This is a genomic window from Cyanobium sp. Aljojuca 7A6 (assembly GCF_024346455.1).
Taxonomy (GTDB): Bacteria; Cyanobacteriota; Cyanobacteriia; order PCC-6307; family Cyanobiaceae; genus Cyanobium.
In genome coordinates, this window is the sequence record NZ_JAGQCY010000006.1 from 35442 (window position 1) to 58924 (window position 23483).

The following is a 23483-nucleotide window of genomic DNA, read 5'->3' on the forward strand; positions in this document are numbered from 1 at the left end:
ATCTGCACCGTCTTGAAACCGCTCCAGAGCCTGCGGGGCATGGTCGACCTGCTGCCCGGTCAGACCCCCTTCTGGCAGCGGATCGAAGCCACCGCCCGGGACCATTTCCGTCGGGCCGCCGTCGAGGAGATCCGCACGCCCCTGCTGGAGGTGACTGAGCTGTTCGCCCGGGGCATCGGCGAGGCCACCGACGTGGTGGGCAAGGAGATGTACAGCTTCGAGGATCGGGGCGAGCGTCATTGCACCCTGCGGCCGGAGGGCACCGCCTCGGTGGTACGGGCCGCCATCCAGCATGGGCTGGTGGCCCAGGGGCCCCAGCGGCTCTGGTACGGCGGCCCGATGTTCCGCTACGAGCGGCCCCAGGCCGGCCGGCAACGGCAGTTCCACCAGATCGGCCTGGAGTTCCTCGGCCACGCTGATCCCCGCAGCGACGTGGAGGCCATCGCCATCGCCTGGGATCTGCTGATGGATCTTGGGCTGGGCGGCCTGTCCCTTGAGCTCAACTCCCTGGGTAGTACCGACGACCGCCTGCGCTACCGCAGCGATCTGGTGGCCTGGCTGGAGGCCCATCGTGACGACCTGGATTCCGACTCCCAGCAGCGCATCGCCACCAACCCCCTGCGGGTGCTTGATTCCAAGAATTCCCAGACCCAGGTCCTGCTGGCCGGGGCCCCCACCCTGGCCGACGCCCTCAGTGGCGAGAGCCGCGAGCGCTTTCTGCGGGTGCGGCAGGGCCTTGAGGCCCTCGCCATTCCCTTCAGGCTCAATCCCCGTCTGGTGCGCGGCCTCGATTACTACGGCCACACCGCCTTCGAGATCACCAGCAGCCAGCTTGGGGCCCAGGCCACCGTCTGTGGCGGTGGGCGTTACGACGGCCTGGTGGAGCAGCTGGGCGGTCCGCCCACGCCGGCGGTCGGCTGGGCCCTGGGCATGGAGCGGCTGGTGTTGCTCCTCAGCCAGTCGCAGCAGGGCGAGGGCGCAGAGCAACGGCCAGCCGCGGCGCCCGACCTCTACGTGGTGAGCCGGGGGGTGGCGGGCGAGGCCTACGCCATGCGGCTGGCCCGTCAGTGCCGCCATCGGCCCGCTGAACCCCTGGCCGTTCAGCTGGATCTGACGGGATCAGGCTTCGACAAGCAACTGAAGCGAGCTCGCAGAAGCGGTGCCCGCTGGGCACTGCTGCTGGGGGATGAGGAGGCCGCCAATGGCAGCGTGCGGCTGATGTCCCTTTCGGCGGGCGGTGGGGGGCAGCCAGCCGAGGGGGGTGCGGGGCAGGGCGATCGCCTCCTGAGCGAGACGGAGTTCCTGGCGCTCAGCCTCGATCAGCTCAATGCCTGAGGGGAGCCCGGCGCGAAAAAAGGGGCCCCATAAAAATGGACGCTCCCGTTAATTGGAGCGTCCAACAATCTGATGATTCTCGACTCTGGGCTGAATCAGGCGGAACCGACGCCCACGTAGGCGCCGTAGAAGAACAGGCCGACCACGAAGATGACGGCCATGCCGCCGGCGGTGGCGACCATCCAGAGGGGCAGAACCCCCTCGGTCCAGCGGCTTTTCCAGGCCACGGCCGGACGGCCATCGGGGAGACGGTCGGGAATACGACCGTCAGGAAGTGAGGATTTCTTGCCGCTCATGGATGGGGTGCCTCCCGATCAGTTGAAGAAGTAGCTGGAGAAGAGAATGCCGATGACGAAGACGAACAGCAGGCCCAAGTAAAGGCTGGTGCGGTTCAGTTCGACCGGCAGGTTGTTGGGGTTGGAATTGCGCTGCATGGATGTCTCAGCGACGGACGAACTGCATGGCGGCCAGGGCACCCAGGAAAAAGACCGTGGGAATGCCGAGGGCGTGGACGGAGAGCCAGCGCACCGTGAAGATCGGGTAATTGCGTGGCGTGGTGGGGGCGGTGGACTGGGTCATGGTTCCTGGAGACGCAGATCAAGGCTGCTCTTGCCCTCGTAACGCTGACTCACAACGGGAGCCTTGGTTTCCTGGGCCTGGAAGTAGGCATCCGGACGGGGCGTGCCGAAGGCGTCGTAGGCCAGGCCGGTGGACACGAACATGAAGCCCGCCAGGAAGATGGCTGGCAGGGTCACCGCATGGATGACCCAGTAGCGGATGCTTGTGATGATCTCGAAGAACGGGCGTTCCCCTGTGGAGCCGGCAGCCATAGCAACAAGCGTTCAGCCATAAGATCCTAGGGGTCGACAGGTAACCACCGCCGGCGCGGCGGGGGGTTGGTTACAGAGGGACGCAGTTCAGCCCACCCAGCGAAGCAGCACGCCCCGCTCACCCAGGACGAAGCCCTTGTCGCCGGGGGCAAAGACGATCCGGGAGAAGTTGGTGGGCTGCTCACTGCCCACCGGATCCCGTTGCCAGCTGGCGCCGGCATCGTTGCTCACCAGCAGGGTGCCGTTGCCGCCGCCGGTCCAGATAGCGCCGCGGGGATCCCAGGCCATGTCGAGGTAGCCGTAGCCGTTGGTGATCGGGATCACGGGCTTGCTCCAGTCGCCGCTCTCGGTGGTCTCGGCGGTGCTCGGGTCACCGTCAAAGCGCAGCTGGGCCCCTCGGGCCACCATCCAGAGATGGCCATCGGGCTGGAAGCCCATCGACTGCAGCCGCTGGCTGCTGACCCGCTGGTGCACCTGCCAGGCGGGCAGGCCCGGTTCCCAGGTGGCGAAGAAGTTGCCCAGGCTGCTGACGCTCACGTAGTCGCCCTCGGGACTGCGGCGCAGGTCGCGGATGGCACCGGCCGCGTCACCCACCAGGGCCTGCCAGCTGGAGCCGGCGTTGTCGGTGCGGTACACGGCGCCCACGTTGGTGGCCAGCTCGGCACTCTTCGGCCCCTGGGCCGTGACCAGGTACGGCTCACCCGGGAGCTTGGTGTCAAGCAGCAGTCGGCTCCAGCTCTTGCCGGCATCGTCGCTGTGCAGCAGCAGGCCCGGCTGGCCCACGATCCAGCCCTCATTGCCTCTGAAATCGATGCTGATCAGACGGAAGTTCTCTTCCTCGGGCAGATCAAGCGCCCGCTCCTGCCAGCTGGCGCCGCCGTCGTCGGTTTCCATGATCAGCCGGTTGCTGCCCACCAGGAACCCGTGGTCGGCGCTGGTGAAGGCCACGTCGAGGGGGTTGGAGCGGGTGTCCAGGGGAACCGACTGCCAGGGGCTGGCGGCCGCCATGGGCAGTCCGGTGGTGACGCAGCCCGTGAGACCGAAGGCGAGCACCAGCGACAGCGTCAGGCTGAGCAGGGGGCGCAGCGGGCGCAGGACGGCCGGCAGAGCAGGAAGGGGCGCAGACATCAACGCAGGGAGTAGAGGGAGAGGAAGAAGGCGAACGCCAGGGCGAAGCCGCCGAAGATCAGCACGTTCTTCTGGCCGGGGGTGAGGCGGTTCACCCCCAGGCCGAAGTTGAGGTTCTCCTCGAAGCCGCTGGGCTTGTTGCGGGGGCCGATGTCCTTGAAGGCGCCCACCCGGCTGCGGCAGACGGGGCAGCGGAACCCCACCGGGTCGAGGTCAAGGAAGGAAGTGCCGGCGGGAATCGCCAGCTTCCTGACGCCCTCGGCCGGGTCGTAGACGAAGCCGCAGCTGCGGCACTCGAAGCGGTGGCTGGCGGGGTCGTCAACGACGGCTTCGGGCGCTTCGCTGGGCGCCTGGATGGGCGTCTCTGCGGGCGTCTCTGCGGGCGGTTCCGTGCTCATCCCGTGCCTGGCCATACCTGACGACTCTATCGACGGCTACCCCCGCTCCTGGAGGCAGGTGGCAGAATGCGCGCCAGGTTGGGTCTGCCGATGTTTGTGCTTTCCGGCTACGACGCCTTTCTGGGCTTCCTGCTGATTTCGGCGGCGGTTCCGGTGCTGGCGCTGGTGGCCAACAAGCTGCTGGCTCCCAAGAGTCGCCAGGGGGAGCGCCAGCTCACCTATGAGTCGGGGATGGAGCCGATCGGCGGTGCCTGGATCCAGTTCAACATCCGCTACTACATGTTTGCCCTGGTCTTCGTCATCTTCGATGTCGAGACCGTTTTCCTCTACCCCTGGGCGGTGGCCTTTCACCGGCTCGGGCTGCTGGCCTTCATCGAGGCCCTGATCTTCATCTCCATCCTTGTGCTGGCCCTGGCCTACGCCTGGCGCAAGGGTGCCCTCGAGTGGAGCTGATCACCCCCCCCACCATGACCCTCACCCCCCCTGCCGGCTCCCTGTCCGTCGATGCGCTCCGCGATCTGCGCGAAGCCACCTGCGGCCCCGTGGGAGCCCCCGGTGTCACCGCCGACCTGTCCGAGAACATCATTCTCACCAGCCTCGACGACCTGCACAACTGGGCCCGGCTCAGCAGCCTCTGGCCGCTGCTGTATGGAACGGCCTGCTGCTTCATCGAGTTCGCGGCCCTGATCGGCTCCCGCTTCGACTTCGACCGTTTCGGCCTGGTGCCCCGCTCCAGCCCGCGCCAGGCCGACCTGCTGATCGTGGCCGGCACGGTCACGATGAAGATGGGTCCTGCACTGGTGCGGCTCTACGAGCAGATGCCGGAGCCCAAGTACGTCATCGCCATGGGCGCCTGCACGATCACCGGCGGCATGTTCTCCGCCGACTCCACAACGGCGGTGCGCGGTGTCGACAAGCTGATTCCTGTCGATCTCTACCTGCCGGGCTGTCCGCCAAGGCCTGAAGCGATCTTTGATGCGGTGATCAAGCTGCGCAAGAAGGTGGGCAACGAAACCTTCGCCGAGCGCGGCAACCTGCGCCCCACCCACCGCTACTGCACGATCCCCCACCAGATGAGGCGGATCGATCCGATCGTCACCGGTGCCTACCTGCGGGCCGAAACCCAGCAGGCGGCCCTTGCCGCCGCTGCGGGCCTGCCGATGGCCGCCACTGTCTCCGCCACCACCAACGCCCCCACCACCGATGCCTGAGGAGTCCTCGCTCACGCCCCCTGCTCCCGGACCGGTGGGCGCCTGGCTGGGCGGCCAGGGTTTTGATGCCGCGGCGTTGGGTCCCGACCACGACGGGGTGGAGATGCTGGGGGTCGAGCCCGCGGCTCTGCCACTGGTGGCGACGGCCCTGAAAGCCGCCGGTTTCGATTATCTGCAGTGCCAGGGCGGCTACGACGAGGGGCCGGGCGGCCGCCTGGTGAGCTTCTATCACCTGGTGAAGATGACCGTGCTGCTGGATCAGCTGACGGCCCTGGCCGGCGGTAGCGGCCCTCTGCCGGCCGATGTGCGTCCGGAGGAAGTGCGCCTGAAGGTGTTCCTGGCCCGCGACGGCGCCCTGACGATCCCCAGCCTCTACGGCCTGTTCCGCGGCGCCGATTGGCAGGAGCGCGAAACCTTCGACATGTTCGGCATCAGCTACGAGGGCCATCCCCACCCCAAGCGGCTCCTGATGCCTGAGGACTGGAAGGGGTATCCGCTGAGAAAGGATTACGTGCAGCCTGATTTTTATGAGATGCAGGATGCGTATTGAGTTCTGCCTCCCAGGTCTATTCTGTATGATTGAGATACGTTAACCTTCTTTTTCGACAAGCAGGTACAACAGTAGATCCAGCATTAATTTCCCTATTCCTAGTTTGGCTCAGACGGTGGTGCCGATGGATTGCCCCAGCGAAGCATGGGAAGCAGAATGAGGGCTCGATCCGCTACTTAGGGTCTCCTGAGAATGACAAGCGGCTCCTCAGCTGATAACACAGGTGAATCCCCTCCAGCTTGCCGATGGATCCTCAGGCGGTAGCAGGCTGATCATTCAACACCGCCACATGGGAATTGCAAGCTGCTCTATGGGCCAGAAGCAGCTTTAGCCAGCAGGCCAAAAGGACAAAAAGAAGCCCTAGGAGCTTGTCGAAGTTCATGACGAGAACAGTCAACGCCATTGCGGAACGCTGGGTCGTGGCAAGCTTCACGCGGATCAGACCCAATCCATACCGTCGCTTCCCCTGGCCGATCTTGCCCCAACTGCATTGCGTTGTCGCTGGTCATCAAGAAACTGCTTCTTCTTCTCCTCCGCCAGCAACTATTGATCGCTCTTGGGGCGACCGAGGCGCGGACCCCCTCACGCGAATGCCATGACGCTGGAAAATGGCTCGGTTGGCTTGCGTTCGATAAATCTGATCAGCACAGATCACCTTTGGATCGTGGCCATATCGGCGTCGATAGGCTCTTGCCTGTCCCTTCAGGTCTTCTCCTTCGTTGTAAGGGTTATAACTTAGGCGATCAAGGAAGGTGAACCCCCTTCACCTGATGCGCTGAATCGCAGCTTTTACCATCGACCTTGCCCGTTTGACGCGATCACGAATGCGGAGCCGTACCTTGAGTCGGTGACCGAATGGCAACTTCGGCTGATAAAGAGACTGATACCTATTGATGAGAGGTGTTAATCGCTTGAAGAATTGATACTTGTTATCTTCGTGCTCATGCTGCACCCAAAGAACAGGGATTTTTTCTCTGAGCAGGCGTCGGGTGTCTTGAATGGCTTTTCTTGAGGTCGAGATCTGTCTTGATGGTTGCGTTCTCTTTTTTGGCTTCCAACCTCTTCTCCATACCTCAACGTATAGCCGGTACGGCAAGTCCTCAATCCTATGCCGTATGTTCGCAGCCTGTGAGTTGTGAGCCATTTCCACGGATGCCGAGTCAAGTGCTAGCTCGCCCCTGGCAAGGCCTCCTACGATCAGCTCATGAATGACCTGATTTCTTGCTATGAAGATATTTGTTCCATTGCTATCTGAAGTGTATTCCGGAAGCCATGCGTCACCGATCGATACATCGGCGACCTCTGCAGATATGTCGTCACAGAAGTCACAGGCCTTGTACTTGAAAATGCCCATTCCCCAGTCTCGCCCAATGACCTCGGCCATGGGCTTGGTGATAGTTCTTATTCCGTCGGAAACTGTATATCCATAGTCTCCCGCATCTCTTCCTTGAATCTTCGTCCGAAAATCGATGCTGGTCATGGCCTTCCTAGTGAAACCTGCTTGATAGGCAAGTAGTTCTGCGAATCGAGTCGACTTCAAGTGTCCGCAGAAGAGGCCAATCAAGAATGCTATTCGTTCTTTGAAGACAGGCTCTACTTCCATCAATGAGCGAAGCGACTTCGCGAAACATGGCAGGGCCACCACTGCATAACGCCCTGGGGTATGGCGTATGTGAGCCAGGACTTCTGACATCTCTACTGGAAAGTAGTGTGACTTGGCACCCAAGCTTATTTCAGTTGAAGATCGCGATACTTGATAGCTGAACAAGAGGTCTCTGCTGGCTCCCTGGGAGACAGGCCTTACGTGTACGACCGCATCAACTAAGTCGTAGGAAAGCAGTGTGTTTAGCAGCCAGGACGTAATGCCACCAGAGCTGCCTTGGGCTCGGTAGGGAGGAGATTTGACATGACCTGTCCATAGGCTGAGAAAATATCCAATCTTTGGGTCGTATCTGAGCTCATCTTCTCGTCCCTGAAGAGAGACTAGATCATCTTCGTTGAGGGAATTATTGCTAAATGGGCAGATCCTGTCTTGCTTGCTTTGGTCATCTTCTTGGGACAGGCCTGAAGTTGCCTTGTATCTCCCAAATCTATCAAGTCCGATGTTTTGATAGATTCCTAGGCTGCAGGAGCCGCAGCCGATGCAGAGGCCGTTGTCAACTACATTATCGATTTCACGTGTCATCAGAAGTGTGAGGTGGGTGCCTTTTGCTGGACAGTTCGGTCCCCTGTCATCGTTAACCCTGGACGGGAGGAACAGGGTTCAATTTCACTGTAGACCTCATTGGGTGTTTTGCCTCTCAGGGAGCTGTGCGGCCTTACATGGCAGTACCCCCTGCGTCAGGAAAGAAGTCCGCTCGGTCTGACCAGGCGTGAGATCGGCAAGACGTGGATCCTTGACAGTGGAGAGAACCTGTTGGCGCTCTTCCTCACTGAAACGATGCATGACATGCCTGGACGCCCCCTTGCGTTGATCGCGGCTGAATCCCTGGGCCCGAATCATCAAGCCCCATCGCCTTAGCGTGCGTGTCGCAAGCCCGATAATATCTGCAATGGCCTTGGACGAAACGCCACGACTGATGCCTTCCTCCAGCAGCTCGACGATCGCTCCACGATCCTCAGAGGGGATCAATGCTCCTCGTCCGGCTGAAAGATCTGGTTGAACTTCTTTGAGAGCAACCGCTTCGCGGAAGCGTTCCGCTACAACAACGTTGCTGCTTTTGTGAGTGCCTTATCCTTCTTGTCCAGTTCACGCTGCAGGCGGCGGATCTCACGCGCTTGCTCCTGATTTTTCCGCTGCAGTTCCCGCTGATCAGCCATGCTCGGAGCGCTGGGGCCATTGGCATCCTCAGAGGTCTGGCGCCAACGGGCAACCTGCTTGGGGTACAGCCCCCGCTCCCTGCTGAACGTACCGAGCTCGGTTCCGCTCAGTCCTGCGGCCTGGATCACGGCCGCCAGCTTGTCGGCAGCGCTCCACTGCTCTGGGGGCTTGGTCGAGGCAGGCACCAGCTGGCCCTGCTTCTGCCACTGGCTACGCCAGTTGTAGATGGTCTGCGCCGTGATCCCCGTGTCCCGGGCGATCTCAGCCATGCTCTCGCGGTTCGGTGGGCTCATCCGGATCCGGATGGCTTCCCGCAGAGCGGCGTCGAAGGGCGGTTGCATGGTCGTCGGTTGGGCCCCCTGGTTGACGGGTCAGACCGAGCGGACTTCTTTGCTGATAGTGGGGGACTCAGCTCCATGTGTCAGGCGACAGCGAAAAATGGTCCGGGAACAAAAGCGGATGTCGCTTGACACCATGAGGACAGCCACCGCTATCGGGGCAGTGGCGCCTGCGCGATGGCAACGCTGCGAACCGCAGCGATGAACCTGCTGAGGCTGGCCTGATGTCGGCCGATTCGGGCCGGGATGCAGGCGGTGATGCACGACATCACAGCCTTGCTGGCGATGGCCCCGCGCCAACCATCCCCGAGCCCATGGTGATACCTTTCAACCCTGGGCGGTACCCCACCTCACAGGTTAACGATGGGCCCTGTCCAGAAAACCCAGACCACCTCAATCTGCTCAGAACCACTGCAGTTCACGCGATCTTGCCTTCTTAAGGACGCCCAATGTACGAGCGTACCCTAAATAAAAGGAAATACTTCATTCTAAGCAAGTAACTTGCTAAGCTCTTTGGGGCAGCCTCGGGAGGGGTACGAAGTAATCTGATTTGTCGCCAAGCCAGCTCTTCAACCTTTGGCCTAGAGGCCTTCAACTTGCTTCGAATTTGGGAATAATCTGAGACGGCAGCCTCGAAATGGGGTAAGATCTTCCCACTTTCATGTGCAGAAACCACATAATCCGAGAGATCCCAGTGTTCAAAAGTTCCTATCGCCTTGATGCCATTGTAGGCAATGGCTATGCATGGAACACCAGCAGATAGGGATAGAATTGCCAAATGCATTCTTCCGGTTATCACAAAGAACAATCTTGAAAGGACTGACTTTTCGTATCCCGAATCCAGCTCTTTTGTTATGAAGATATCTCCGTCTGTGCCTTCTGCGAGGCTGGCCAGCAACCTGTAGTCATCTTTTCGCGAATCGTGCGGGATGAATAGAAACCGGTAGGCATTTGAATGCTGCCTTATGAAAGTGCTCATGGCTTCGTAGACCGCCTTATTGCCGTCCTTGAAGTCTCCGTGAAGATTTACCCCCACCACTTTTTTGTCTGATGAATCTAACCACTCTTCCATCCTTGGACTTGATCCTAGGGGAGTGGCTTTGCGCAGATGCGCTAGGTCAGACACAAGGATTGGCTGATTTGTAAAGGAAAAGTTTCGGTTTAGAATTCTTTGAGAGTACGCATCTCTGGCGAAAATAAACAGCTTTCGATACTTTGAGACTTTAGACACGAAATCATTATTTATGGCATCTTCGCCATAGCTTGTATTAATTAAATATATAGGCTTGTCAGCCGATATGAATCTGAGAATAGAGTTCTTGCTTATGTCGTAATATGCAATGCAGTCATTTCCAAAATATACCAAAGCATCGTAGCCCTCTATCTGAGCTTTCTGAAAGTCTTCTTGTTCAGGTATCTCGTAGGAGATTCCGGCTTCCATCAGATGCGTTTCGAGTGTGGTTAGCAATGCCTCATCGCCGACATTGCCTGGAGACCAGGATGGCCTTCGTACTAGAAAATGCATTGCTTGACCTTTGTGAAGAAAGCTCTACTAGGAAGTGCGCCCATCAATTTCAGTGTAAAGAGGTTAGGCTAACGGCCCTCAATCCCTCCGGTGCTTCCGGTAGTACCGAATCACTTCCTTGGCCACACTGCGCGGCTCGTGCCTCAGGGTGGCACTGGGCCGGGCTCCCTGCAGCGGCGCCAGGATCACTTCATAGCCCAGCGCCTTGAGGATTGAGGCTTCGCAGGTGACAGGTTCGGCGCCGTGCAGCTTGTAGAGGTCGACCAAGCTGGAATCGGCCAGGTGCTCCTGGGCCAGCACGGCGCTGAACAGGCGTTGCTCCACCCCCAGGCTGGCGAGTTGGGCCTCGATCGCCCGCAGGTGGCCGCCCACGTCCAGGCCGTCGGTCTCGCCGGGCTGGGTCATGAGGTTGCAGATGTACAGCCGCGGCGCCTTGCTGGCGCTGATGGCGCTGACCAGCTCTGGCACCAGCAAATTCGGCAGTAGGGAGGTGTAAAGGCTGCCAGGCCCCAGCACGATCAGGTCGGCATGGGCGATGGCCTCCAGGGCCCGCGGCAGGGCCGGCGGCCGCTCCGGGGTGCAGCCGAGGCGCACGATCGGGCAGGGGGCATGGCCGATCTGGGATTCCCCCTCAATGCGCTCCCCGTTCTCCAGCTCCGCCCAGAGGCGCACGTCGGCATTGGTGGCCGGCACCACCTGGCCCTGCACCGCCAGCACGCGGCTGCTGGCGATGATCGCCGATTCCAGGCTGCCGGTGATGGCGGTCAGGGCGCTGAGGAACAGGTTGCCGAAGCTGTGGCCCTCCAGGCCGCTGCCCGCCTTGAACCGGTACTGGAACAGCCTGGTGAGCAGGGGCTCCTCCCGGGCCAGGGCCGCCAGGCAATTGCGGATGTCCCCGGGGGGCTGCACGCCCAACTCTCGCCGCAGCACGCCGCTGCTGCCCCCGTCATCGGCCACAGTGACGATGGCGGTGAGGTTGCTGGAATACCGCTTCAGGCCGCTCAGAAGGGTGGCCAGACCCGTGCCGCCGCCGATCGCCACGATGTTGGGGCCCCGGTTCAGCCGTCGCTGGGCCAGCAGGGCGTCCACCAGCAGGGTGTCCTTCTCCGGCGCCAAGGCCTGCTGGATGGCGCCGAAGCTGCGGCTCTGGCCCAGCCAGACCATGGCAGCGCCGATCAGCAGCACCAGCGGGCCGGTGATCCCCCGGGGCATCACCTGGGTCAGGCGATTCAGGCCCCAGCGGATCGTCTCGAGGGTCCAGTAGATCGGCTGCAGGTCGGCCCACACCGCCGCCCCCAGCAAGGCGATCACCAGCCCGAAGCCGGAGGTGATCATCCAGCGCTTCACCACCAGACCTGGCTGCAGCCAGCGCGCCGCCCGCCGCGAGCGACTCATCAGATCCTGCTGGCGCATGTCGCCGCGGCCCACCCAGCGGGGGCGTCCGGGGCGGGAGCCGCCTCGGCGCCGCCTGGCGTTCGCAGCGGGGCCTCGAAGCGTCAAGGGCAGGGCGTGGCAACGCGGCACAGACCAACGGAACTGTACGGATGAAAAGCCCCTCCGGAACCGGCAGGATGGGAGCCGGGCCTCCGGGGTCCCCTTGCCGTGGTTCCTTGGCCCTCAGTCAACTGGCGTTGAAAGTTCCGCCGTCCTCTCCACCGGCGGCCCAGATGGAGAACCTCAGCATGCGCTGGGGCCAGACCATGGTCCTGGATCGGGTTGACCTCAGCCTCACGCCGGGTGAACGCCTTGTGGTGGTGGGGCCCTCGGGCGCGGGCAAGTCGACCCTGCTGCGGCTGCTGGCGGGGCTGCAGCTGCCCACCGACGGGCGGATGCTCATCCATGGTGAACCTCAGACCTACCTGCGTCTGGATCAGCGCCATCCCCCGGACGTGCGCCTGGTGTTCCAGAACCCTGCCCTGCTGGCCTCGCTCTCCGTGCGGGAGAACGTCGGCTTTTTGCTTTATCGCTTCAGCCGCCTGGGTGAGCAGGAGATCGCCGAGCGGGTCGACCAGGCCCTGCAGGCCGTGGGGCTGGCGGGCACTGCTGACCGCATGCCCGGTGAGCTCAGCGGCGGCATGCAGAAGCGGGTGAGCTTTGCCCGCGCCCTGATCGACGACCCCACCCTGGCGTCGGCCCGCACCCCCCTGCTGCTCTTCGACGAGCCCACGGCCGGCCTCGACCCGGTGGCCTGCACCCGCATTGAAGACCTGATCGTGCGCACCTCCCGCATCGTCCACGCCTCCACGCTCGTGGTGAGCCACGTGATGAGCACGATCGACCGCTGCGCCGAACGGGTGGCCCTCCTCTATGACGGCCGCTTCCGCTGGATCGGTGCGGTCGAGGACTTCCGCGTCAGCACCAATCCCTATGTGGTCCAGTTTCGGAGCGGTAGTCTGCATGGACCGATGCAGCCGGCCGAGAACTGAGCCCATGCGCCGGAGTGTTCGTGAAGCCCTGGTTGGATTTTCACTGCTGGCGGCGGTGGCCAGTGGCCTGGGACTGTGGTTCTGGCTGCGTGGTGTCTCCCTGAGCGGGAACACCTGGACAATTCGGGCCAGCTTTGCCGATGCCGCCGGCCTGGCCGTGCGTTCGCCGGTCACCTACCGGGGGGTGCTGGTGGGGAACGTGCGCAAGGTCACGGTCACCGATGAGGCCGTGTTGGCCGATCTGGAGATCACAAACCCGCGCCTGCGGCTGGCCCGGCCTTTGATCGCCCGTGTCGCCTCCGCCTCCCTGCTCGGGGGGGATGCCCAGGTGTCCCTGCTGGCCGGCGGCAGCCCCTTGCCGGCCAGCCTGCCGGGGCCGCGGGACCGGGGCTGCAACAACACCCGGATGGTGTGCAACGGCGGCAAGGTGAGCGGCATCGCCGCGGCCAGCCTGGACACCGTCACCGAAACGGTGCAGGGTCTGCTTGAGCAGGCCGAGAAGGAGCAGCTTGTGAACCAGATGGTCGCGGCCACCGCCGCTTTCTCCAAGACCGCCAAGGAGACTGAGCTGCTCACCAAGAGCGGCCAGGTGTTCCTGCGGGATGCCCAGGTCCTGGTCACCCAGCTGAACCGCTCGGCGGGCAAGGTGGATCCCATCCTGAGCAACCTCAACCTCGCCAGTGCCGATGCCGCCAGGGCTACCAAGCACGTCGGCAACCTGGCGGCGGCGCTCGACAACCCCAAGACCGTGGCCGACCTCCAGGCCACCCTCACCAACGCCAAGCAGCTCACCGACCGCTGGTCGGCCGTCGGTGGCGACATGAGCAAGCTCACCGGCGATCCGAAGTTCCTCGACGGCATCCGCAGCGTCTCAATCGGCCTGGGCAGGTTCTTCGAGGAGCTCTACCCCGCCGAGGTGGACGCGGCCCGCGACCGTAAGGACCGCCAGGACGCCCGCGAGCAAGCGGCCAAAGCAGCGCGGCAGGCCGCCCAGGACCGGCTCGCCCCCACCGTCAGAAACCGTTGATCGCCTCCATGGCGATGGCGGCGATGGCCTGGTCGCTCGCCTTGGGCAGCTGCACGTAGCGGCCGCCGGCCGCCTCGGCCAGCTCCTTGCCCATGCCGCTGCCGATGAACTTGCGCTCGGTGTCGATCACCAGCAGCCGCAGACCCAGGCTGCGGTAGCGGCCGGCCAACTGCCGCAGCTCCTCCTTGAGATCCACCGGCTCCTCCCCCTCCAGCGCCGGTTGGCCCAGGGAGCGACTCAGGGGCACGTTGCCCCGCCCGTCGGTGATGGCCACCACCACCACCTGGCCCAGGTCGCCGGTGGCCAGGGCGTTCGCCCCCACCCGGGCCGCCCTGGCCAGGCCATGGGCCAGGGGGGATCCGCCGCCGCAGGGCATCGACTCCAGCCGCCGGCGGGCGGCGGTGATCGAGCGGGTGGGCGGCAGCAGCACATCGGCCTGCTCGCCACGGAAGGTGATCAGGGCCACCTCGTCGCGGTTCTCGTAGGCCTCGGTGAGCAGGCGGATCACGGCCCCCTTGGCGCTCTGCATGCGGTTGAGGGCCATCGAACCGCTGGCATCCACCAGGAAGATCACCAGGGCGCCGGCCTTGCGCTGCAGTTGCTTGGCCCGCAGGTCCCCCTCCTCCACGATCACCTTGCGGTGGGGTTCCCGGGCGCGGCGGGCCTTCTGGTACGGCGCGGCGGCCCGCAGGGTGGCGTCGATGGCGATGCGACGCACGGGGCCCCGGGGCAACATCGGCTTGACGTAGCGGCCGCGGCTGTCGCTGAACACCACGGCCCGGCTGCCGCTGCCGCCGCTCTTGGCCTTCGCCGAGGCGAACACCAGCAGGTCGGGGTCGATGGCGGTGGCCTCAGGATCCAGCAGAAACTCCTCGGGGATCTGGGGCGGGGCCTGGTCCTCCGGGTTGTCGTCCTGATCGTCGTCGTCCTGATCCTCAGGCTCGTCGTTCTCGGGCTCTTCCTGGGGCGGCTCCGGCTCCTCGGGGGGCTGCTCCCCCTGGGGCGGCGGTGGCGGCGGCGGGGGCTCCATGGGCTGGTCGGGATCCGGGGGCGGCAGCTGCAGGGCCCGCGGGGCGATCACCAGCCGCACGGCCACCTGCAGATCGTCCGCCTCCACCCGGTCGCGGCCGGAGAGGGCCGCATGGGCCCGGGCCACCCGCACCGCGTAGAGCTCGGCCCGGTGCCCCTCGACGCCGCCGCGGATGGCTTCGGTGACCAGGTAGCGGATCTGCTCGCGGTCGATGGCCACATCCGGCAGCCACTGGCGGGCCAGCAGCAGCTGGGTGGCCAGGGCCTCGGTCTCCTCCTGCCAGCGGGCGCCGAAGGCGCTGCTGGAGGCGCCGTGGTCGAGGGCCGAGCGGGTGATCGCCACCCGCTGGTCGGTGTCGAGCAGCTGGTTGGCCGACAGGGCGATGGCAAAGCGATCCAGCAGGTGGTCGCGCACCGCCCCCTCCTCCGGGTTGTAGGTGGCGATCAGCAGGCAGCGGCAGGGGTGCGACAGGCTCAGCCCTTCCCGTTCGATACGGTTCTCGCCGGAGCCCACCGCCGCCAGCAGCAAATTGGTGATGCCGTCGTCGAGCAGGTTGAGTTCGTCGACATAAAGAACGCCTCGGTGGGCTTCGGCCAGCAGGCCGGGCTGGAACACCGGCGCCCCCGCGTTCAGGGAGGCGGCCACGTCCACCGAGCCGATCAGCCGATCTTCGGTGACGCCCAGGGGCACCTGGATGAAGGGCGCCGGCATCACCCGGGTGGGCTGCAAAGCAGCCGGGTCAGCGCCGCTGGCATCCCCGCCCAGTTCGGTGATGCGGCGCCGGGTGGCCCCGTCCCATTCGTCGGGTCGGGTGGGATCGGCCTGCAGCAGCCCCGGACCATCCGCCAGGTCGATCACGTCGATCGGCGGCAGCAGGGCATGCAGGCCCCTGGCCAGCACCGACTTGCCGGTGCCGCGTCCGCCGGCGATCACCACGCCGCCCAGGCCAGGATCCACCGCCGCCAGCAGCAGGGCCAGCTTCAGGGTGCCGTGGCCGGTGATGGCGGCCAGAGGGAAGCTGCCGGTGGGGGCGGCACCGGCGGGGGCGGCAGGGGACCCGCTGACGACCATGGGGCGGTGGTTGGGTAGGGGTGAGGGCAGTCTGGCGGAAGGGCGGCAGCGATACCCTGCCCGCCAGGCCCTGGCCGGACCCGATGACCCGCCGCCCCATCTCCAGCCTGGCCATCGCCCTGGGGGCCAATCTGGGTGATCCGGCCGCCAGCTTCGCGGCCGTGCGGCCCCTGCTGGCGACGGCGCTGGAGGCCTGGGCCGGTGCACCACTGCAGCTGCGCTGGTCGCCGCGCTTCCGCACGGCGCCGGTGGGGGGACCGCCGGGGCAGCCGCCTTACCTCAATGCCGTCCTGGTGGTGAGGTCAGGAGCCAGTGTGGCGCTGGAAGCCTCCTGGCCCGATCCGGCGGGGCTGCTGGGGCGTCTGCAGCAACTCGAAGCCCAGTTCGGCCGTGAACGCCGCGAGCACTGGGGGCCCCGCCGCCTGGATCTCGACCTGCTCTGGTGCGGCACCATCATCTGCCGTAGGCCGGAGCTGGTGTTGCCCCATCCGCGGCTGCGGGAACGGGCCTTCGTGCTGGCCCCGCTGGCGTCAATTGATCCGGATCTGCCCCTGCCGCCGGCAGCCACCGGCCTCACGGTTTCAGCCGCCGATGGACTGGCGGCCCTGCCGCTGCGGCCTGGGGAGCCACCGCCCCTGGCCCTGGCCGGTGGGCCGGGCTGGCCCGAGGGCCCCTGATCCGCGCCATCAACCGCGCTCTGTCCCGCGACCCTTGGCCCCTGCCCGTCACACTGGGGGCCCCAACGGCCTGCCCCATGGCTCCCCTGCCGCCCCCCGAGCCCTGCACGCACCTGGAAACCACCGCCGCCCTGCAGGCCCGCAAGGTGCGTTTCGAGCTCAACCGGGTGGTGCTGCCGATCGGCATCGAGGGCACCTACGGCGTGATCCGCCATCCGGGCGCCTCCCTGGCGGTGCCGGTGCTCGAGGACGGCCGGGTGGTGATCCTGCGCCAGTACCGCTTCGCCGTGGCCGGCCGCTTGCTGGAGTTTCCGGCCGGAACCCTGGAGGAGGGGGAGGAGCCCCTGGGGTCGATGCGACGGGAGCTGGAGGAGGAGACCGGCTACAGCGCCAGCCGCTGGGATGCCCTGGGGGCCATGCACCCCTGCCCTGGCTACTCCGACGAGGTGATCCACCTCTTCCTGGCCCGCGACCTCACCCTGCTGCAGGACCGCCCCCCCGGCGACGACGACGAGGACATGGAGGTGCTGCTGCTGGAGCCGGCCCAGCTGGATGCGCTCCTGGCCGGCGGTGATGAGGCTCTGGACGGCAAAACCGTGACCGCCTGGTACCGCGCCCGTCAGCTGCTGGGACTCTGATGGCCCCGGAGCGCTGGCTGTTCTGGCATCGCCGCGACCTGCGCCTGGCCGACAACCTGGGTCTGGCGGCGGCTGCGGCGGCCACACCGGCGGTCACGGGCGTGTTCGTGCTCGATCCGGCGGGTCTTGCCGGCCCGCTGATGGCGCCGGCCCGGGTCTGGTTTCTGTGCGAGAGCCTGCGGGAACTGGCGGATCGCTGGCAGGCGGCCGGCAGCCGCCTGTTGATCCTGAAGGGCAGGCCGGCCGACCTGATCCCTTTGGCCGCCAGGGCCGTGGACGCCAGCGTGGTGACCTGGAACCGCGAGGTGGAGCCCTACGGCCGGGAGCGCGACCGGCAGGTGGCGGCCGCCTTGCAGGGCCAGGGCACCCGGGTGCTGGTGGACTGGGACCAGTTGCTGGTGGCCCCGGAGGCGATCAGCACCGGAGCCGGCGAGCCCTACCGGGTCTATGGGCCGTTCCTGCGCAACTGGCGTGGCCAGGTGCAGGGGCGAGCCGAAAGCCTGGAGCCGGTGGCCGCTCCTGCCGGCTTACTGGATCTCGATCCCGCGGCCTTGCCGGCGGAACGGGCCGCTCTTTGGGCCGCCCTGCCCAGGCTGGAGGCGCCGCCCACGGCCGAAGCGCTGGGGTACAGCTTCGCTGGCGTCGATCTCTGCCCCTGCCGCCCTGGCGAAGCGGCCGCCCTGGCCCAGCTTCAGGCCTTTGCCGATGGCGGGGTGAACGGCGGCCCCATGGCCGCCTACGAGCCGGGTCGCAACAGGCCGGGTGAGGCCGGCACCTCCGGGTTGTCCGCCGCCCTCAGTTTCGGCAGCCTCAGCCCCCGCCAGGCCTGGGCCGCCGCCCAGGGGGCCCGGGCCCTCGCCCGCAGCGAAGAGGCCCTGACGTCCATCGGCGTCTGGGAACAGGAGCTGGCCTGGCGCGAGTTCTACCAGCAGGCCCTGTTCCATTTCCCTGAGCTGGCCGACGGCCCCTACAGGCCGCAGTGGCGCCACTTCCCCTGGGAGAACGATCCGGCGCGCTTCCAGGCCTGGTGCCAAGGGCTGACCGGGCTGCCGATCATTGATGCCGCCATGCGCCAGTTGAACGAGAGCGGCTGGATGCACAACCGCTGCCGCATGGTGGTGGCGTCCTTCCTGGTCAAGGATCTGATCGTGGATTGGCGCTGGGGCGAGCGCGCCTTCATGGAACGGCTGGTGGATGGCGACCTGGCGGCCAACAACGGCGGCTGGCAGTGGAGCGCCAGCAGCGGCATGGATCCCAAGCCCCTGCGCATCTTCAACCCCTTCACGCAGGCGAGCAAGTTCGATCCCGAGGCCACCTACATCCGCCGCTGGCTGCCTGAATTGGCCCATGTCGCCACCGCCGACCTGCTCAGCGGCGAGATCGCGCCGTTGGAACGGCGTGGGTATCCCGCGCCGATTGTCAGCCATAAGGTGCAGCAGGCCCGCTTCAAAGCCCTGCACGCCGCCCTGCCCAGGGGCTAGGGGGGCCTGGGTCAGGCTTCAGGCGACCACCGCCGTGGCCCCCACCAGGCGGCGCACCGCGGCGATGACGCTGTCCTGTTGCTCGACACTGAGTTCGGGGAAGATCGGCAGGCTGAGCACTTCAGCGCAGAGTCGTTCGGTGATCGGCAGGCTGCCGGGGGCGTAGCCGAGGGAGGCGTAGGCCGGCTGCCGGTGAATGGGAATCGGGTAGTAGATGATCGTCGTGACGCCCGCCTCCTGCAGCTGCTGCTTGAGCCAGTCGCGGCAGCAGGCCTCTGGCAGGCCGTAGCTGGCGCTGTCGGCGGCGGGGGTGCAACGTCCGCCGCAGGCGATGGTGGCCGCCGGGCAGTGGGGCACCCGCACCACGAACTGGTTCCAGCTGTGGCCGTCCGGGCCGGGGGCCGCGGGCAGCAGGCCCGGCAGTCCGGCCAGTTCCCGCTGGTAGCGCTCGGCGATGGCCCGCCGCCGTTCCACCCAACTGGCCAGGTGCGGCAGCTTCACCATCAGGACGGCGGCCTGCATGGCATCGAGGCGGCTGTTGTAACCGAGGTCGGTGTGCAGGTAGCGGCGGGGCATGCCGTGCACCGCCAGCTCCCGGATCCGCTGGGCCAGCGCCGGGTCGCGGCAGACCACCATGCCGCCGTCGCCGGCCGCCCCGAGGTTCTTGGTGGGGAAGAAACTGAAGCAGCCGGCGTCGCCCCAGCTGCCCACCGGCCGCCCGGCCCAGCTGGCGCCGCTGGCCTGGGCGCAGTCCTCGATCACCCGCAGATCATGGGCGGCAGCGATGGCCATGATCCGCTCCATGTCCACCGGCCGGCCGAACAGGTGCACCGGCATCAGGGCGCGGGTGGCGGGGGTGATGGCGGCCCCGATCGCGTCCGGATCGATCAGGTAGGTGTCCGGATCCACGTCCACGAACACCGGCGTGGCGCCCACGGCGCTGATCGCTTCGGCGGTGGCGAAGAAGCTGAACGAACTGGTGATCACCTCGTCACCGGGCCCGAGGCCCAGGGCCCGCAGGGCCAGCACGAGGGCATCGGTGCCGCTGTTGCAGCCGATGGCGTGCGGGACGTCGCAGGCGTCGGCGAAGGCGGCCTCGAAGCCGCTGATGGTGGTCCCCCCGATGTACTGGCCGCTGCGCAAGACCTGGAGGACGGCGTGATCGAGCGCGTCTCCGAGCTGGTGCAGTTGCGCGCTGAGACTGAAGGGGGGCACTTGCATGGCGGCAACATTAAGCCTGCGGATCCGACCGATGCTTCCTGTCCGAGCCTGGTTCCGCTGCCGTGCCCAGGGGCAGCAGGGTGGAGGTGGTGAGGACCATGGATCTGCCGTCCTTGCTGCAGAGCGGATGGGGAGGCCGGGCAAGGATCATCGCCGTGATCGCGTTGTCTCCCCTGTGCCGCCCCTCTGCCCGCTGGCCCGCGGTCCGTTGGGAAGCCCCCTGCTGGGGTTGCCTCTGATGGTGATCCTGCTGGCCGGCTGCGTGCCGGCCGAGCAGCGCCCGAGTGGCCGGGTGTACCCGCTGCCGCGACACCAGCCCCACGACGGGCTGGCCGTGGTGACGCGGCCCGGCGGCAAGGGCCTGCACATCTGGATCGAAACCGACACCAGCCGTCCCGGCGTCTGCCGGCCACGCTGGCTTCCCGATGCCGCCCGGCTCCAGGGCGGCAACGGGCCGGAGCCCACCAGCTTCGGGCTGGCCCCGCGGGAGGAGTTCTTCCTGGCCCAGGAGCGGGGGCCGGTGCGGCTGGCCCTGCGGCGCCAGGCGGAGGGCCTCTGCCGCCAGCGGGCCCCCGACAGTGTCTTTGTCTGGGAGCCGCCGCCCCGCACTGCGGCGGAGCACCGGCCGCCGGTGCTGCCCCTGCTGGAGGAGCCCGAGCTGCTCAGTGACCCGCGGGCGATCCGGCGGGCCGAAAAGCGGCTGCTGGGCCAGCCCCTCACCCCCGACGACCTGGAGGAACCGGAGGAGTCCCAGCCCGGAGGCTCCTGACGCTTCAGGCCAGGGCTGCGCCGCCGACATACCCCTCCGGCAGCACCAAGGGCCAGTGGTCCGGATCCGGATCCTCCCTGGCTCCAGAGCCCGATGTGGCACCGCCGAACAGACCCAGCCCCCTGGCCTTGAGGCCCGCCTCAAGCCGGCACCAGGCCGTCAGGAAGGCGTCACTGCGCCGCTCCATGGGCAGAGCCCGGATCCGTTCCGATTCCTCCGGTGACAAAAAGCGGCCGGCGATGCCCTCCCACTCCGGCAGCGGCCGTCGCTGCTCCACATCGACCCCTACCGGCCGCTCGGGGTGAAACCCCAGCAGGATCAGATCCCCCGAATGGGAGACGTTGAACTGAGGGCGGATCCCCCCGCTCCCCGGTCCTGCGGCCTCCCGTAGGAGAAGCTCCGGTTTGCCATGGGGCCCCACCCCCAGCACCAGGCCGGCGGGATCGCACCCCAGCCAGCCTCCCAGGATCAGCCGCAGCGCCCCCCGACCGAGCAGGAACCGCTCGCCATCTTCCTGGCGCCGCAGCCGGCGCAGGCGTTGCCGTTCGCCCGGATCCAGCAGATCCCCCAGGGGCGCCATCAGTGCCTGCACCTGCGGCTGGCGTCGATCCAGCAGCAGCAGCAGGGGAGGATCGTCCGGCTCGGGCCACGGCCAGGGCGGCAGCACCAGGTCGCCGCCGGGGGCAGGCCAGGCCAGGGGAGGGATCGCCGCGCGTACGGGAGAATCGCCGGACTGCACCCTTTCGCCCTCCGGCGCCCTGTCCCCCATGCTCCTTGATCTGCGCGGCAAGAAGGCCCTCGTCACCGGCATCGCCAACAACCGCTCGATTGCCTGGGGCATCGCCCAGCAGCTGGCGGCGGCCGGTTGCGAGCTGGGCATCACCTACCTGCCTGATGATCGGGGCCGCTTCGAAGGCAAGGTGCGGGAGCTCACCGCCCCCCTCAACCCCACGCTGTTCGAGCCTCTCGACGTGCAGAACCCGGCCCAGATTGAGGCCCTGTTTCAGCGCGTCTCCCAGCAGTGGGGCTCGCTGGATGTGCTGATCCATTGCCTGGCCTTCGCCGGCAAGGAGGAGCTGGTGGGCGATTTCAGCGCCATCAGCCAGGAGGGCTTCGCCCGGGCGCTGGAGGTGAGCGCCTATTCCCTGGCGCCGTTGTGCCGGCACGCCAAGCCCCTGTTCAGCCCAGGGGCCAGCGTGATCACGCTGAGCTACCTGGGGGCGGAGCGGGCCATCCCCAATTACAACGTCATGGGCGTGGCAAAGGCGGCCCTGGAGGCTTCGGTGCGCTATCTGGCGGCTGAGCTGGGCCCCGAGCAGCAGGTGCGGGTGAATGCCATCAGCGCCGGCCCGATCCGCACCCTGGCCAGCTCGGCGATCGGCGGCATCCTCGACATGATCCACAACGTTGAAGCCAAGGCCCCCCTGCGCCGCACCGTCACCCAGGACGAGGTGGGGGCCACCGCCGCCTTCCTGGCCAGCCCCCTGGCCAGCGGCATCACCGGCCAGGTGATCTATGTGGATGCGGGGTATTGCATCACGGGGATGTGACCCCTCCACTTCTGAAGACGAAGAGCAAACATCTGTTGTTTCGGTCCATTCCGCTCACCCCTGCCGCATCGGCATCACCGCGCCCATCCACTCGATGCTGGTGGTGTGCAGGTTGTAGTACGCCGCCTCCACCTGCAGGCGGCCGGACCTCAGCCTGTCAGTCAGCATGACGCTGGAATCGACAAGATTGCGGGCTGCATTGAGGGTGTGGTGGCGGCAGGCTTCCTCCAGGTTGTGTTCGCCGCCGAGGCTGAACAGCTCCATACGCAGCTGGCCCACCACCTGGGCCAGGCTCGGCGTCAGGCTGAGCTCCCGGTCGAAGGCCGCGGCCACCGCGCCGCAGGCGGCATGGCCGAGGACCACGATCACCGGCACCTCCAGATAGCTCACGGCGTATTCGAGCGAGGCGATCGCGGCCACGGTGCTCATGGTGCCGGCGTTGCGTACCACGAACAGATCGCCGAAGCCCGTGTCGAACAGCAGCTCCACCGGCACCCGCGAATCGGCGCAGCCCAGCACGGCCGCCACGGGGTTCTGGCCAGTCTCCACCTCCAGCATCCGCAGGCGATCGCTGTGGGGGTGGAGCGCGTGACCATCAAGAAAGCGCTGGTGCCCGGCGCGCAGCTGGTCGAGGATGGCACCCGGACATGTCGGCATACGGCACACCCCACCATCCCCGGCGGTCCCGTGCCGTAGCGCCGCACACCATGTGCGTTTCCGGCCGTCAGGGCGTGGCAGCGGCAGGTTTGGCATGATTCAGATCTGGCCTGTTGTCTTCGCCCGCGTGACCATCAGCTCTTCGCGAACCGACCCTGCGCGCATCGGCGAGATCCATCGCGTCACCGGCGAGACGGATGTGCACGTGGCCCTCAATCTCGATGGCACCGGCCGCTGCCAGGTGGCCACCGGCGTCCCCTTCCTCGACCACATGCTCCACCAGCTCGCCAGCCATGGCCTGCTGGATCTGGAGATCACCGCCAGGGGCGACACCCACATCGACGACCACCACACCAATGAGGACGTGGGCATCGCCGTGGGGCAGGCCATGGCCCAGGCCCTGGCGGACCGGCGCGGCATCCGGCGTTTCGGCCATTTCCTGGCGCCCTTGGATGAGGCCCTGGTGCAGGTGGCCCTGGACTGCTCCGGCAGGCCCCACCTCAGCTACGACCTGGCCATCCCCGCCCAGCGCATCGGCACCTACGACACCGAACTGGTGCGGGAGTTCTTCGTGGCGGTGGTCAATAACGCCGGCCTCACCCTCCACATCCGCCAGCTGGCGGGGGTGAATTCCCACCACATCGTTGAGGCCTGCTTCAAGGCGTTCTCTCGGGCCCTCGATCAGGCGGTGGAGATCGACCCCCGCCGCAGCGGTGCCGTGCCCAGCAGCAAGGGGGTGCTGGAGCGCGCCGGGCAGGCTTGGAGCAACCTGGGCGGCTGATGGCCCCCCGTGTGCGGTT

General features: G+C 66.2%; 26 protein-coding genes and 1 pseudogene. 12 read left to right on the forward strand and 15 right to left on the reverse strand.

Annotated elements, in window-relative coordinates; genetic code table 11:
• Positions 1 to 12 precede the first annotated feature (12 nt).
• Positions 13 to 1335: a histidine--tRNA ligase gene (gene hisS / locus KBY95_RS06955; RefSeq protein ID WP_254964244.1), complete on the forward strand. Its 1323-nt coding sequence runs from the start codon at positions 13 to 15 to the stop codon at positions 1333 to 1335.
• A 95-nt stretch (positions 1336 to 1430) separates the two neighbouring features.
• Here the strand turns inward: hisS and KBY95_RS06960 are convergent, their stop codons facing one another.
• From KBY95_RS06960 to KBY95_RS06985, 6 genes are all read right to left on the reverse strand, one after another.
• Positions 1431 to 1631, reverse strand: a complete 201-nt coding sequence (locus tag KBY95_RS06960; RefSeq protein ID WP_254954153.1) for a photosystem II reaction center protein J — start codon at positions 1629 to 1631, stop codon at positions 1431 to 1433.
• An 18-nt stretch (positions 1632 to 1649) separates the two neighbouring features.
• Positions 1650 to 1769: a photosystem II reaction center protein L gene (locus KBY95_RS06965; protein ID WP_254954152.1), complete on the reverse strand. Its 120-nt coding sequence runs from the start codon at positions 1767 to 1769 to the stop codon at positions 1650 to 1652.
• A 7-nt stretch (positions 1770 to 1776) separates the two neighbouring features.
• Positions 1777 to 1914, reverse strand: a complete 138-nt coding sequence (gene psbF / locus KBY95_RS06970; RefSeq protein ID WP_015109701.1) for a cytochrome b559 subunit beta — start codon at positions 1912 to 1914, stop codon at positions 1777 to 1779.
• Positions 1911 to 2165: a cytochrome b559 subunit alpha gene (gene psbE, locus KBY95_RS06975; protein ID WP_216907496.1), complete on the reverse strand. Its 255-nt coding sequence runs from the start codon at positions 2163 to 2165 to the stop codon at positions 1911 to 1913. The genes psbF and psbE overlap by 4 nt, the downstream gene beginning before the upstream one ends.
• Before the next feature lie 87 nt (positions 2166 to 2252).
• Positions 2253 to 3293, reverse strand: coding sequence for a photosynthesis system II assembly factor Ycf48 (locus KBY95_RS06980; protein WP_254964245.1), 1041 nt, complete (start codon positions 3291 to 3293; stop codon positions 2253 to 2255).
• On the reverse strand, positions 3293 to 3691 hold the full coding sequence (locus KBY95_RS06985) for a rubredoxin (protein WP_254964246.1): 399 nt from the start codon (positions 3689 to 3691) through the stop codon (positions 3293 to 3295). The genes KBY95_RS06980 and KBY95_RS06985 overlap by 1 nt, the downstream gene beginning before the upstream one ends.
• A gap of 90 nt (positions 3692 to 3781) precedes the next feature.
• Here KBY95_RS06985 and ndhC point away from each other — a divergent pair, with 90 nt between their 5' ends.
• Genes ndhC through KBY95_RS07000 form a run of 3 tightly spaced genes read left to right on the forward strand, consistent with a single transcriptional unit; the run spans position 3782 to position 5452 of the window.
• Entirely contained in the window at positions 3782 to 4144 is a 363-nt protein-coding gene (gene ndhC / locus KBY95_RS06990) for a photosynthetic/respiratory NAD(P)H-quinone oxidoreductase subunit C (protein ID WP_015109697.1), read from the forward strand.
• A gap of 14 nt (positions 4145 to 4158) precedes the next feature.
• Positions 4159 to 4902, forward strand: a complete 744-nt coding sequence (gene nuoB, locus KBY95_RS06995; RefSeq protein ID WP_254964247.1) for an NADH-quinone oxidoreductase subunit NuoB — start codon at positions 4159 to 4161, stop codon at positions 4900 to 4902.
• On the forward strand, positions 4862 to 5452 hold the full coding sequence (locus KBY95_RS07000; protein WP_396094896.1) for an NAD(P)H-quinone oxidoreductase subunit J: 591 nt from the start codon (positions 4862 to 4864) through the stop codon (positions 5450 to 5452). Before nuoB ends, KBY95_RS07000 begins: the two co-directional genes overlap by 41 nt.
• Before the next feature lie 316 nt (positions 5453 to 5768).
• On the opposite strand, the pseudogene KBY95_RS07005 reads toward KBY95_RS07000, so the two are convergent.
• From KBY95_RS07005 to yvcK, 5 genes and pseudogenes are all read right to left on the reverse strand, one after another.
• Positions 5769 to 6212: pseudogene (locus tag KBY95_RS07005) on the reverse strand (transposase); the annotation flags it as partial.
• A 3-nt stretch (positions 6213 to 6215) separates the two neighbouring features.
• Positions 6216 to 7637 carry a Coenzyme F420 hydrogenase/dehydrogenase, beta subunit C-terminal domain gene (locus tag KBY95_RS07010; protein ID WP_254964249.1) on the reverse strand — a complete coding sequence of 474 codons (1422 nt, stop codon included), beginning with the start codon at positions 7635 to 7637 and terminating at the stop codon, positions 6216 to 6218.
• 515 nt (positions 7638 to 8152) lie between these two features.
• Positions 8153 to 8614: a helix-turn-helix domain-containing protein gene (locus KBY95_RS07015; RefSeq protein ID WP_254964250.1), complete on the reverse strand. Its 462-nt coding sequence runs from the start codon at positions 8612 to 8614 to the stop codon at positions 8153 to 8155.
• A gap of 433 nt (positions 8615 to 9047) precedes the next feature.
• Entirely contained in the window at positions 9048 to 10136 is a 1089-nt protein-coding gene (locus tag KBY95_RS07020; protein WP_254964251.1) for a polysaccharide pyruvyl transferase family protein, read from the reverse strand.
• A 78-nt stretch (positions 10137 to 10214) separates the two neighbouring features.
• A complete protein-coding gene (gene yvcK / locus KBY95_RS07025) occupies positions 10215 to 11549 on the reverse strand; it encodes a gluconeogenesis factor YvcK family protein (protein WP_254964401.1) in 1335 nt (444 codons plus the stop codon).
• Positions 11550 to 11803: 254 nt separating this feature from the next.
• Here yvcK and KBY95_RS07030 point away from each other — a divergent pair, with 254 nt between their 5' ends.
• Both KBY95_RS07030 and KBY95_RS07035 read left to right on the forward strand, forming a co-directional pair.
• On the forward strand, positions 11804 to 12562 hold the full coding sequence (locus tag KBY95_RS07030) for an ABC transporter ATP-binding protein (protein WP_254964402.1): 759 nt from the start codon (positions 11804 to 11806) through the stop codon (positions 12560 to 12562).
• Between the two features lie 4 nt (positions 12563 to 12566).
• The gene (locus KBY95_RS07035) at positions 12567 to 13589 is read left to right on the forward strand and encodes an MlaD family protein (protein ID WP_254964252.1); all 1023 of its coding nucleotides are present in this window, start codon (positions 12567 to 12569) and stop codon (positions 13587 to 13589) included.
• Here KBY95_RS07035 and bchD read toward each other — a convergent pair.
• Positions 13576 to 15690: a magnesium chelatase ATPase subunit D gene (gene bchD, locus KBY95_RS07040; RefSeq protein ID WP_254964253.1), complete on the reverse strand. Its 2115-nt coding sequence runs from the start codon at positions 15688 to 15690 to the stop codon at positions 13576 to 13578. The two genes, KBY95_RS07035 and bchD, sit on opposite strands and share 14 nt — an antisense overlap.
• An 83-nt stretch (positions 15691 to 15773) precedes the next feature.
• Here bchD and folK point away from each other — a divergent pair, with 83 nt between their 5' ends.
• From folK to KBY95_RS07055, 3 genes are all read left to right on the forward strand, one after another.
• Complete coding sequence (folK, locus tag KBY95_RS07045; protein WP_254964254.1) at positions 15774 to 16367, forward strand: 2-amino-4-hydroxy-6-hydroxymethyldihydropteridine diphosphokinase; 594 nt, start codon at positions 15774 to 15776, stop codon at positions 16365 to 16367.
• Between the two features lie 77 nt (positions 16368 to 16444).
• Positions 16445 to 17005, forward strand: coding sequence for an NUDIX domain-containing protein (locus KBY95_RS07050; RefSeq protein WP_254964255.1), 561 nt, complete (start codon positions 16445 to 16447; stop codon positions 17003 to 17005).
• On the forward strand, positions 17005 to 18486 hold the full coding sequence (locus KBY95_RS07055) for an FAD-binding domain-containing protein (RefSeq protein WP_254964256.1): 1482 nt from the start codon (positions 17005 to 17007) through the stop codon (positions 18484 to 18486). The genes KBY95_RS07050 and KBY95_RS07055 overlap by 1 nt, the downstream gene beginning before the upstream one ends.
• Positions 18487 to 18504: 18 nt before the next feature.
• On the opposite strand, the gene KBY95_RS07060 is transcribed toward KBY95_RS07055, so the two are convergent.
• Positions 18505 to 19707: a DegT/DnrJ/EryC1/StrS aminotransferase family protein gene (locus KBY95_RS07060; protein ID WP_254964257.1), complete on the reverse strand. Its 1203-nt coding sequence runs from the start codon at positions 19705 to 19707 to the stop codon at positions 18505 to 18507.
• Between the two features lie 175 nt (positions 19708 to 19882).
• On the opposite strand from KBY95_RS07060, the gene KBY95_RS07065 reads away from it, so the two are divergent.
• The gene (locus KBY95_RS07065) at positions 19883 to 20476 is read left to right on the forward strand and encodes a hypothetical protein (protein ID WP_254964258.1); all 594 of its coding nucleotides are present in this window, start codon (positions 19883 to 19885) and stop codon (positions 20474 to 20476) included.
• Between the two features lie 4 nt (positions 20477 to 20480).
• Here KBY95_RS07065 and KBY95_RS07070 read toward each other — a convergent pair whose 3' ends face one another.
• Positions 20481 to 21215, reverse strand: coding sequence for a 4'-phosphopantetheinyl transferase superfamily protein (locus KBY95_RS07070; RefSeq protein ID WP_254964259.1), 735 nt, complete (start codon positions 21213 to 21215; stop codon positions 20481 to 20483).
• Positions 21216 to 21243: 28 nt separating this feature from the next.
• On the opposite strand from KBY95_RS07070, the gene fabI reads away from it, so the two are divergent.
• Entirely contained in the window at positions 21244 to 22026 is a 783-nt protein-coding gene (gene fabI / locus KBY95_RS07075; protein ID WP_254964260.1) for an enoyl-ACP reductase FabI, read from the forward strand.
• Between the two features lie 54 nt (positions 22027 to 22080).
• On the opposite strand, the gene KBY95_RS07080 is transcribed toward fabI, so the two are convergent.
• On the reverse strand, positions 22081 to 22683 hold the full coding sequence (locus KBY95_RS07080) for a carbonic anhydrase (RefSeq protein ID WP_254964261.1): 603 nt from the start codon (positions 22681 to 22683) through the stop codon (positions 22081 to 22083).
• 94 nt (positions 22684 to 22777) lie between these two features.
• On the opposite strand from KBY95_RS07080, the gene hisB reads away from it, so the two are divergent.
• On the forward strand, positions 22778 to 23464 hold the full coding sequence (gene hisB, locus KBY95_RS07085) for an imidazoleglycerol-phosphate dehydratase HisB (RefSeq protein ID WP_254964262.1): 687 nt from the start codon (positions 22778 to 22780) through the stop codon (positions 23462 to 23464).
• Positions 23465 to 23483: the final 19 nt, after the last annotated feature.

Excerpts from the sequence above, each read along its gene's own strand:
- KBY95_RS06960 (WP_254954153.1), bottom strand. The coding sequence starts at position 1,631 with ATGAGCGGCAAGAAATCCTCACTTCCTGACGGTCGTATTCCCGACCGT.
- KBY95_RS06965 (WP_254954152.1), bottom strand. The coding sequence starts at position 1,769 with ATGCAGCGCAATTCCAACCCCAACAACCTGCCGGTCGAACTGAACCGC.
- psbF (WP_015109701.1), bottom strand. The coding sequence starts at position 1,914 with ATGACCCAGTCCACCGCCCCCACCACGCCACGCAATTACCCGATCTTC.
- psbE (WP_216907496.1), bottom strand. The coding sequence starts at position 2,165 with ATGGCTGCCGGCTCCACAGGGGAACGCCCGTTCTTCGAGATCATCACA.
- KBY95_RS06980 (WP_254964245.1), bottom strand. The coding sequence starts at position 3,293 with ATGTCTGCGCCCCTTCCTGCTCTGCCGGCCGTCCTGCGCCCGCTGCGC.
- KBY95_RS06985 (WP_254964246.1), bottom strand. The coding sequence starts at position 3,691 with ATGAGCACGGAACCGCCCGCAGAGACGCCCGCAGAGACGCCCATCCAG.
- ndhC (WP_015109697.1), top strand. The coding sequence starts at position 3,782 with ATGTTTGTGCTTTCCGGCTACGACGCCTTTCTGGGCTTCCTGCTGATT.
- nuoB (WP_254964247.1), top strand. The coding sequence starts at position 4,159 with ATGACCCTCACCCCCCCTGCCGGCTCCCTGTCCGTCGATGCGCTCCGC.
- KBY95_RS07010 (WP_254964249.1), bottom strand. The coding sequence starts at position 7,637 with ATGACACGTGAAATCGATAATGTAGTTGACAACGGCCTCTGCATCGGC.
- KBY95_RS07015 (WP_254964250.1), bottom strand. The coding sequence starts at position 8,614 with ATGCAACCGCCCTTCGACGCCGCTCTGCGGGAAGCCATCCGGATCCGG.
- KBY95_RS07020 (WP_254964251.1), bottom strand. The coding sequence starts at position 10,136 with ATGCATTTTCTAGTACGAAGGCCATCCTGGTCTCCAGGCAATGTCGGC.
- yvcK (WP_254964401.1), bottom strand. The coding sequence starts at position 11,549 with ATGCGCCAGCAGGATCTGATGAGTCGCTCGCGGCGGGCGGCGCGCTGG.
- KBY95_RS07030 (WP_254964402.1), top strand. The coding sequence starts at position 11,804 with ATGGAGAACCTCAGCATGCGCTGGGGCCAGACCATGGTCCTGGATCGG.
- KBY95_RS07035 (WP_254964252.1), top strand. The coding sequence starts at position 12,567 with ATGCGCCGGAGTGTTCGTGAAGCCCTGGTTGGATTTTCACTGCTGGCG.
- bchD (WP_254964253.1), bottom strand. The coding sequence starts at position 15,690 with ATGGTCGTCAGCGGGTCCCCTGCCGCCCCCGCCGGTGCCGCCCCCACC.
- folK (WP_254964254.1), top strand. The coding sequence starts at position 15,774 with ATGACCCGCCGCCCCATCTCCAGCCTGGCCATCGCCCTGGGGGCCAAT.
- KBY95_RS07050 (WP_254964255.1), top strand. The coding sequence starts at position 16,445 with ATGGCTCCCCTGCCGCCCCCCGAGCCCTGCACGCACCTGGAAACCACC.
- KBY95_RS07055 (WP_254964256.1), top strand. The coding sequence starts at position 17,005 with ATGGCCCCGGAGCGCTGGCTGTTCTGGCATCGCCGCGACCTGCGCCTG.
- KBY95_RS07060 (WP_254964257.1), bottom strand. The coding sequence starts at position 19,707 with ATGCAAGTGCCCCCCTTCAGTCTCAGCGCGCAACTGCACCAGCTCGGA.
- fabI (WP_254964260.1), top strand. The coding sequence starts at position 21,244 with ATGCTCCTTGATCTGCGCGGCAAGAAGGCCCTCGTCACCGGCATCGCC.
- KBY95_RS07080 (WP_254964261.1), bottom strand. The coding sequence starts at position 22,683 with ATGCCGACATGTCCGGGTGCCATCCTCGACCAGCTGCGCGCCGGGCAC.
- hisB (WP_254964262.1), top strand. The coding sequence starts at position 22,778 with ATGATTCAGATCTGGCCTGTTGTCTTCGCCCGCGTGACCATCAGCTCT.